The organism is Microbispora corallina (assembly GCF_016863035.1).
Taxonomy (GTDB): domain Bacteria; phylum Actinomycetota; class Actinomycetes; order Streptosporangiales; family Streptosporangiaceae; genus Microbispora; species Microbispora corallina.
Genome location: NZ_BOOC01000117.1, coordinates 1 through 610, shown reverse-complemented (window position 1 = coordinate 610; position 610 = coordinate 1). Strand labels below are relative to the sequence as shown.

The 610-nt window shown below is 70.3% G+C and carries 1 protein-coding gene; it reads left to right on the top strand.

Annotated features, from left to right (window positions below):
- Positions 1–181: 181 nt before the first annotated feature.
- Positions 182–421 (top strand): cellulose binding domain-containing protein, encoded by a 240-nt coding sequence (locus Mco01_RS39675; RefSeq protein ID WP_307825772.1) that lies wholly within the window; start codon positions 182–184, stop codon positions 419–421.
- Positions 422–610: the final 189 nt, after the last annotated feature.

Below are 610 nucleotides of genomic sequence, written 5' to 3'. Positions count from 1 at the left end.
CCCCGGCAGCATCAGCCAGGGTCCCAGCCCGTCGCCCACCCCCACGCCGTCGCCGAGTCCGACGCCGTCGCCCAGCCCGAGTCCGTCGCCCAGCCCGAGTCCGAGCCCCTCGCCGGGCGGCAAATCGTGTTCGGCGACGTACGCCCTGGCCGGGCAGTGGCCGGGCGGCTTCCAGGCCGCGGTGACCGTGACGGCGGGCGGCTCTCCGATCTCCTCCTGGACGGTCCGCTGGCAGTTCGGCGACGGCCAGACGATCACGCAGTCCTGGAGCGCCACGATCAGCACCAGTGGTTCGCAGGTCACCGCGACCAACGTGAGTTACAACGGCGCGCTCGGCGCGGGCGCGAGCACGCAGTTCGGATTCCTGGGCAACGCCAACGGCGCCAACAGCGTACCGACGCTGACCTGCGTCGCGAGCTGACCCGCGGACCGGAAAAACGAAAGGACATGGCGTGATACGACGACTGAAAGCCATCGTGGCGGCCGTCGCCCTGTCGCTGGTCGCCGCGGGCGTCCTGGTGGGCGCACAGACCGCTTCCGCGGCGTCGCTGACCCGGGTGACGAACTTCGGCACGAACCCGACCAACCTGAACATGTACATCTACGTCCC